The sequence below is a fragment of the Sphingomonas sp. genome (assembly GCF_040398505.1).
Lineage (GTDB): Bacteria > Pseudomonadota > Alphaproteobacteria > Sphingomonadales > Sphingomonadaceae > Sphingomonas.
In genome coordinates this window covers 1-8,118 of the sequence record NZ_JBBATX010000107.1, presented here as the reverse complement: position 1 = coordinate 8,118, position 8,118 = coordinate 1, and the positions used below count along the sequence as shown (strand labels likewise).

6 protein-coding genes and 1 tRNA gene are annotated in these 8,118 nt (G+C 64.9%); 1 reads left to right on the top strand and 6 read right to left on the bottom strand.

The features are described 5' to 3' along the window. Positions 1–3: 3 nt before the first annotated feature. The 6 genes from ABWP09_RS11995 to ABWP09_RS11970 all read right to left on the bottom strand — a co-directional run bounded on the left by ABWP09_RS11995 (position 4) and on the right by ABWP09_RS11970 (position 6,022). Positions 4–79: transfer RNA gene (locus ABWP09_RS11995), tRNA-Lys, on the bottom strand. A 124-nt stretch (positions 80–203) separates the two neighbouring features. Continuing rightward, the gene (gene rodA / locus ABWP09_RS11990; protein ID WP_353205365.1) at positions 204–1,331 is read right to left on the bottom strand and encodes a rod shape-determining protein RodA; all 1,128 of its coding nucleotides are present in this window, start codon (positions 1,329–1,331) and stop codon (positions 204–206) included. Then, positions 1,328–3,430, bottom strand: coding sequence for a penicillin-binding protein 2 (gene mrdA, locus ABWP09_RS11985; RefSeq protein WP_353205364.1), 2,103 nt, complete (start codon positions 3,428–3,430; stop codon positions 1,328–1,330). Before mrdA ends, rodA begins: the two co-directional genes overlap by 4 nt. Then, positions 3,427–3,891 (bottom strand): rod shape-determining protein MreD, encoded by a 465-nt coding sequence (mreD, locus tag ABWP09_RS11980; protein WP_353205363.1) that lies wholly within the window; start codon positions 3,889–3,891, stop codon positions 3,427–3,429. The genes mrdA and mreD overlap by 4 nt, the downstream gene beginning before the upstream one ends. Positions 3,892–3,932: 41 nt before the next feature. Next, positions 3,933–4,838 carry a rod shape-determining protein MreC gene (locus ABWP09_RS11975; protein WP_353205362.1) on the bottom strand — a complete coding sequence of 302 codons (906 nt, stop codon included), beginning with the start codon at positions 4,836–4,838 and terminating at the stop codon, positions 3,933–3,935. A 137-nt stretch (positions 4,839–4,975) separates the two neighbouring features. Further along, a complete protein-coding gene (locus tag ABWP09_RS11970) occupies positions 4,976–6,022 on the bottom strand; it encodes a rod shape-determining protein (RefSeq protein ID WP_188447714.1) in 1,047 nt (348 codons plus the stop codon). A 158-nt stretch (positions 6,023–6,180) separates the two neighbouring features. On the opposite strand from ABWP09_RS11970, the gene mutL reads away from it, so the two are divergent. Then, the gene (gene mutL, locus ABWP09_RS11965; RefSeq protein ID WP_353205361.1) at positions 6,181–8,010 is read left to right on the top strand and encodes a DNA mismatch repair endonuclease MutL; all 1,830 of its coding nucleotides are present in this window, start codon (positions 6,181–6,183) and stop codon (positions 8,008–8,010) included. Positions 8,011–8,118 lie beyond the last annotated feature (108 nt).

The window sequence follows — 8,118 nt, the reverse complement described above, 5'->3', positions numbered from 1 at the left end:
TTATGGTGGACGCACTTGGGCTCGAACCAAGGACCCGCTGATTAAGAGTCAGCTGCTCTACCAACTGAGCTATGCGTCCGAACCCCGGCGATCTGGCAAGGCGCGTGGTGGCGCGACCGCTGCGGGAAGCGGTCGGTTAGCAGCGTAGCGGCCCGATGCAAACCCTTTTTTCACGTACCCGCCCGAAATCGGCGCGCGCGGTCTTACCAGCGCGTCGTCTGGCGGTTGCTGCGGTCGATCGACATCAGGATGCCAAGACACAGCATAAAAGTCATCTGACTGGACCCACCATTGCTGATCAGCGGCAGCGGCACACCAACCACCGGCGCCATGCCCATCACCATCGCCATGTTGATCGAGACGTAATAAAAAATTGTCGCCGCCAGGCCCGCTGCGGTCAGGCGGGCGAAGCGCGATTGCGCTTGCAGCGCGGCCGCCAGCCCCCATTGCACGATCACGAAAAAAGCGAGGATCAGCAGCACGCCACCGATCAAGCCCCATTCCTCCATCATTGTCGCGAGCGCAAAGTCGGTTTGGCCTTCGGGCAGGTAATCCAAATGGCTTTGCGTGCCTTTCAGAAACCCCTTGCCGAAGATGCCGCCCGATCCGATCGCGATCTTGGACTGGCTGATATGATAGCCGATGCCGAGCGGATCGCTTTCGGGGTCGAGGAAGACGAGAATACGGTTTTTCTGATATCCGTGCAGCACGAAATTGATCGCAAGCGGGATCGCCGCGCCCAGCGCAAGAGCGCCGCCGATGAAGAGGCGGAGCGGCACGCCCGCCAGAAACATCACGGTCACTCCGCCGATCGTGATCATTAAGGCGGTGCCGAGATCGGGCTGCTTCATCACCAACGCCGCGGGCAGCAGGATCAGCAGCGCGGCAGGCCAGATCGCGCCAAAACGTCGTATCTCATTGGGGGGGAGCAGGTCGTAAAATTTCGCGCAGGCGAGCACGATGCACGGCTTCATCAACTCCGAAGGCTGCACCCGGATGAACCCGACATCGAGCCAGCGTTGTCCGCCGCCACGCACCGCGCCGACCAACTCGACCAGCATGAGCATCACGCACAGGATCGCATAGGCTGGAAGCGCGATCTGGCCCCACGTTTCTTCGCGGATGCGCGACAGCGCGATCGCGCCCGCCAGCAGCACGAAGAAGCGAATGCCCTGCGAAAGCGCCCAGGGTCGAATATTTCCGCCCGCCGCGGAATAGAGGACGAGCAAGTCGAAACAGCCGATCGCGAGCACCAACAGCAGGATCTTCCACGGCAGCTGCGCAAGCGGCGCGGGCACGAAGGCAAGCCCATTGGCAGGACGCGTGCTCATTGCGGATCGGACTCGGTGGAGCCGTCCTCGGCAACGGTATTGCCGGGGGCAGCGGAATTGGCGAGCGCTTCGGACGCCGCGATATCGGCGGCGGTGGCGGCGCGGACGGCGGGTGCATCGGTCGGCGCGGTTGCGCCGAGCTCGGTCTGCGCACCGATCGCGAGCGGTGGTGCGCCCGCAGCGGCACGATAGGCGGCGCTCTCGGCCGCCATGCGCGTCTTGATGTCGCCGCCCCAGGTCGGTTCGGCCTCGGCGAGCGATGCGAGCGCGCGGTCCTTGTCGAACAGATAGGTCATGATGTCGCGGGCGATCGCCGGAGTGTCGAGATTGCGGACGGTATGGCCGCCATGCTCCAGTACGACAGCGATCGCGTAGCGCGGGTTATCGTGCGGTGCGAACCCCTGAAACAGCGCGTGATCGCGCAACTTGAAGGGGAGGGCGCCGTTCTTGAGCACGCCGCCGGCCCGCTCGCTCATCGTGATCCGGCGGACCTGCGCGGTTCCGGTCTTCCCGGCGAGTGCCACATCCGGCGTGAGCATCCGCGCCGCGCCGCCCGTCCCGCCACCGTTGACGACGCCCCACATCGCTTCGTGGATGAGGGTGAGGTGATCGGGCTGGATCGGCAGCGCAGGGGCAGGGTGGACGTGACCGGCCAGGATGCTCGGCTGCAGCGCGCGGCCGGATGCGAGGCGCGCGGCCATCACCGCGAGTTGCAGCGGGTTGGTCAGGACATAACCTTGCCCGATCGACGCGTTGAGCGAATCCGCGACGGTCCACGACGTCTGATATTTGCGCTGCTTCCACGCGCTGTCGGGAACGGTGCCGAAGCGCTGGCTGGAGAAGGGCAAGTCGAATTTCTGCCCGAGCCCGAGCGCGCGCGCGACCGGGGCGACATTGTCGTAGCCGAGCCGCCGCACCATTTCGTAGAAATAAATGTCGCAGCTCTGCATGATCGCGTTCTTGAGGTCGAGCGGTCCGTGGCCGCGTTTTTGGTGACAGTGGAAGATGCCAGTGCCGACGCGCAACGCACCCGAGCAGAATACGCGTTCGTCGGCGCGCACCCCGGCGCGCAGCAAAGCGAGGCCATTCATCGGTTTCACGGTCGAGCCAGGGGGATACAGACCTTGCAGAACCTTGTTCATCAACGGCACATGGTCGTTGTCCGACAGCATCTTCCATTCGAGATGGCTGATCCCGTCGGAGAAGCTGTTGGGATCATAGGCTGGCATCGAGACCATCGCGAGCATCTCGCCGGTGCGGCAATCGAGCACCACGACCGACCCGGATTGCGTGCCGAGCCGCCGTGCGGCGTAATCCTGCAGGGCAATGTCGATGGTGAGCCGCGCGTTGGTACCGGGTTCGTCGGGCTTGGTCGCGAGTTCGGCAACGATTTTGCCCCGTGCGGTCACTTCGACGCGCTTTTGCCCCGCGACTCCGCGCAACGTCGATTCGAGCGTCTTTTCGAGACCATCCTTGCCGAGCTTGAACCCGGGCGTCACCATTAGCGGATCTCGGGTCTGCTTGTACTGTTCGGCCGACGCCGCACCGACATAGCCGGTGAGGTGCGCGACCGCGGCACCCGTTGGATAACTGCGCGAAAAACCGCGCGTGGGCGCAACGCCGGGTAATTCGGGTAACCGCACGCTGACAGCGGCAAAACGCTCCCAATCGAGGTTCTGGGCGACCTGCACCGGCTGGAACCCTGCGGCATTCTCGAGGTCGGTGACGATCCTGTCCATCTGTTCGGGCGGCAGTTGCAGGATTTCGCGCAACAATCCGAGCACACGGCCTTTATTTTCGAGCCGGTCGGGGATGATATCGACGCGGAAATCGGTGCGGTTGTTGGCAATCGGCGCGCCGTGGCGATCAACGATCCAGCCACGCCGCGGCGGTACCGGCGTCGTGTTGACGCGGTTGCTTTCGGATTTCAGCGTATATTGCGCGTTTTCGATGACCGAAAGCCAGCCCATCCGTCCCGCGAGGGCCAGCCCGAACACGCCTTGCGCGGCGCCGAGCGCAACCGCGCGCCGCGAGAAGCTGTAGCTTTGCGACGCTTCAGTGACCATCCGCTGGGATTGCCTGAAGATCGGCCGGTTCATGCCTCCTCCTCATCGCCGGCCAAGATGGCGCAAAGGCGCGCGGCAAGCGGGAAAAGCAGAACTGAAATCGCGATCTGGAGCAGTAACACCGTATCGACATGCGCGTCGATCGGCGTCGCGGCCAAGCGTCCGAGGATCAGGCAAAAGCCGATCGAACCGGCGGCAATCAACCAGTCCTGCCAGAACGTGCGATACACGACGCGCTGGTCGATCAGGTCGATCATGAAGAAACACAGCGTCCAGAACAGCATCGCGCTGCCCAGCGGCTGGCCTGAGACCAGATCGTCGAACAGGCCAAGCGGTAGCGGCGCCCAGACGCGCAGGCTCTCCGGCCGGGTCAGCCGCCAACCGAGCAGCATCAGCAAGCCGAAGGGTGGCAGGATTTGCACGCTGGCAATCAGCGGCCACAGCGTCAGTGCAGAGCCTGCAACGACCGACAACGGCGGGATGAAGCGCGCCATGCTCCGGTCGGGCGCCTCGTCGAAAGGTCCGCGGACCGTCCTCACGGCGCGGGCTTGCGGGCAGGCGGCGTCGCCAAAGGCGTCGGCGCGGGGATCGGCGGCGGCGGGGGCAGGAAGGCGCGCTGGACAAGGGCGTAATCGACCGTGTCGGGCTGCGCGAAGCTGCGCCCGATCGCGGCGTCACGACCGCGCCGGATAATCCGCGCGACGGGTACGTTGGGCGCATAGATGCCACCGATCCCCGATGTCACGAACACATCGCCCGGCCCGAAGTCGGTGGTGGCAAAGGCGACCGACTTTACGTCGAGCAGCCCGTCGCCGCGCCCGGTGGCCAGCGCCGGCATACCGTCGCGCGTACGGCGGACCGGCACGACGCTTTCCGGATCGGTCAGCAGCAGCACGCGCGCGCTGTTCGGCCCGGTCTCGAGAATGCGCCCGATCAACCCTTCCGGGCCGCGCACTGGCTGCCCTTGTGCGACGCCCTGCCACGACCCGGCGTTGAGCACCGCAAAGCGACGCGTGCTGGAGGCTGATGAGCTGACCAACCGCGCCGCCACCACCGGCTCTGCAATCCGCTCGCGCACGCGCAGCAGCGCGAGCAAGCGATGATTGTCGTAGGAGAGCGAGCGCGCCCGCATGAACAGCGCATGTTGATCGGCGAGCTGTTTGCGCAGCACGGCATTCTGATCCCGCACCGCAAGATAGTCGCCAATCCCACCAGGGATCGATCCGATCCAGCGGCCGACCCCCGAAATGCCCGAGGAGATGGGTGTGGTCACCTCGCCGATGCTGGCGCGCAGCGTGGCGAAAGCGGGGGGATCCAGTGTCGACAGCGCAAGCAGAACCGCACCGACGAGCGAGCCCGCCACCGCAATGACATATCCCAAAAAGAGGCTATATTGCGCCCGCCGCGAAAAACCCGGGCGCCGAGTGCGAGGCGGCGCCATTATACCCCCATCCAAAAGCCCGAGGGCCGCCAAAACGTTTCGTCGCTGTACGCGATGTAGAGCGGGCTGAGTAGGGGGGAACCCCGCTGTTTCAGCCCGCTCGTCGTGTCATTTCAGTGCGCCGGGCACGGCTTGCGTCACGCGCTGTGCAAGACGCCCCGGAACACCGGATCTTCGAGCGCGCGACCGGTGCCGAGCGCGACGCAAGTGAGCGGGTCATCGGCGATCGTCACCGGCAGGCCAGTCTCGTCGCGCAGCACTTCGTCGATGCCCTTCAGCAACGCACCACCGCCGGTGAGCACGATGCCCTGATCGACGATGTCCGCCGCCAGTTCGGGCGCGGTGTTTTCGAGCGCGATGCGGACACCCTCGACGATCTGACCGACCGGCTCACTCAGCGCTTCGGCGATCTGGCCTTGGTTGATCTGGATTTCCTTGGGGACCCCGTTGACGAGATCGCGACCCTTGACGTTGATCGTCAGGCCGATGCCGTCGGCCGGCGGCTTGGCGACGCCGACTTCCTGCTTGATCCGCTCGGCGGTGGCATCGCCGATCAGCAGATTGTGGTTGCGGCGGACATAAGAGACGATCGCTTCGTCCATCTTGTCGCCACCGACACGCACCGAGGTGGTGTACGCCAGGCCGCGCAGCGACAGCACCGCGACTTCGGTCGTGCCGCCGCCGATATCGACCACCATCGACCCGATCGGCTCGGTGACGGGCATGTCGGCCCCGATCGCGGCGGCCATCGGCTCTTCGATCAGCCAGACCTGCGAGGCGCCAGCGTTTGACGCGGCATCGCGGATCGCGCGGCGCTCGACCGAGGTCGATCCCGACGGCACGCAAATCACGATCTGCGGCCAGCGCATGAAGCGGCGTTGCCCGCCATGCACCTTGTGGATGAAATGCTTGATCATCTGCTCGGCGACATCGATGTCGGCGATGACGCCGTCACGCAGCGGGCGGATCGCCTGGATGCTGTCTGGCGTTTTGCCCATCATCAATTTGGCGTCGTCGCCGACGGCCTTGACGCGCTTGACGCCGTTGAGCGTCTCGACTGCGACGACTGACGGCTCGTTCAGCACGATACCCTTGCCGCGCAGATACACCACCGTGTTGGCGGTGCCGAGATCGATCGCCATGTCATGGGAAGAAAAGCGGAAGAGATTCGAGAAAAAGCCCATGGATCGTTCCGTTTCACGCCGGACTTTAATGTCGCCGACAGGTCGCACAATGCCCGTTCGTCGCTTACATCCGGGGCGTTCAGGGCGGAGAAACCACGCTCTGATACTCGGTTGAATGCGGGTCGCGGGATGCCCTCGCTTGGGCTAGAGTAAAACCCATGTCAATACGCCGCCTGCCCGAACATCTCGTCAATCGTATCGCCGCCGGTGAAGTGGTCGAACGGCCCGCCAGCGCGTTGAAGGAACTCGTCGAAAACGCGATCGATGCCGGCGCGACGCGAATATCGGTCAGGCTCGCCAGTGGCGGGACCGTTCTGGTCGAAGTGACCGATGATGGCTGCGGGATGACACCGTCCGACATGGCGCTCGCGCTGGAGCGGCATGCGACGTCGAAACTGCCCGACGAATTTATCGAAAACGTCGCGACGCTCGGATTTCGCGGCGAGGCGTTGCCGTCGATCGCGAGCGTGGCGCGCATGACGCTGGAGAGTCGGCCGCCTGGGTGCGAGGGTTGGGCGCGGGTGGTCGATAATGGCGTCGTATTTTCCGAGGGACCGGCCGCGATTCCGCCGGGCACGCGCGTGCGGGTCGAGGCGCTGTTCGAACGCGTGCCGGCGCGGCGCAAATTCTTGCGCTCCCCCCGCAGCGAATTCGCGGCATGCATCGACGTCGTCAAACGCCTCGCGATGGCACGGCCCGATATCGGCTTTTCAGTCGAGCATGACGGGCGGCGCGCGCTCGGCGTGACCGGCGGCGAGAGTCTGCCCGACCGGGTTGCGGCGCTGACCGATCGCGGGCTAATCGACAATGGCGTCGGCGTGGATTTCGTGCGCGAAGGGATTGGGCTGGGCGGAATCGCGGGATTGCCGACCTTCAATCGCGGCGTGGCGGATCATCAATATTTGTTCGTCAACGGGCGGCCGGTGAAAGACCGGCTGCTAATCGGCGCGATCCGCGGTGCTTATGCCGAGATGATGCCGCGCGACCGCCATGCCGTGGTCGCGCTGTTCCTCGATGTACCCAGCGATGCGGTCGATGTGAACGTGCATCCGGCCAAGACCGAAGTGCGCTTCCGCGATCCGGCGCTGGTACGCGGGTTGATCGTCAGCGGCTTGCGTCGCGCGCTCGATGAGGCAGGGCATCGCAGCCAGCGCGCGCCTGAAAGCGCGCTCGCCGCCTGGACGTCCGATCTAAGCCCCTCCCCTTCAGGGGAGGGGTTGGGGTGGGGCAGTGCGTCACAGGCTCCTTTAAATTTGGGGATAGGCCCCACCCCAAACCCCGCCCCTGAAGGGGAGGGGCTTGCACTCGATCAGCGCGCGTACGCGCTCAACGACCGCCGCACCTTCTTCACCCCGCCGCCACAAGCGCGTGCCGAACCCGCCTACGCGCCACCGCCAGAAAGCACCGACTACTCGCTCGGCGTCGCGCGCGGACAGGTCGCCAAGACCTATATCGTCGCCGAAAGCCCCGACGGCCTGATCCTCGTTGACCAACACGCCGCGCACGAGCGCCTTGTGCTTGAGCGGATGCGCAAGGCGATGGCGAATGGCGGCGTCGCGTCGCAGGCCTTGCTCCTGCCCGAAGTGGTCGAACTCGACGAACCGGCGTGCGACCGGCTCGAGGCGCGCGCTGCCGAGCTGAGCGAATTCGGTCTCGACCTCGACCGTTTCGGCCCGCGCGCGATGCTGGTGCGCGGCGTGCCGGCGATGTTGGGGCAGGGCAACGTGATCGGCCTCGTCACCGATCTCGCCGACGAACTTGCCGCGTTCGACGAAGCGCTCTCGCTGAAAGAACGCCTCGATCATGTTGCGGCGACAATGGCGTGCCACGGCTCGGTGCGGGCAGGGCGGGTGCTGTCGGTGGCGGAGATGAACGCTTTGCTCCGCGAAATGGAGGTCACGCCGCATTCGGGGCAATGCAACCACGGTCGGCCGACCTGGGTGAAGCTGGCGCATGGCGATATCGAAAAGCTGTTCGGACGCCGATGAAGCTTTCGCTTCGATGAAGCCGAACGGAGCGATCCGTCGGTTCACCGCTTAAATAAACCGACTCATCGTATTGAAACCTTTTGAGCGCATACGCATTTGAGGGTCTGA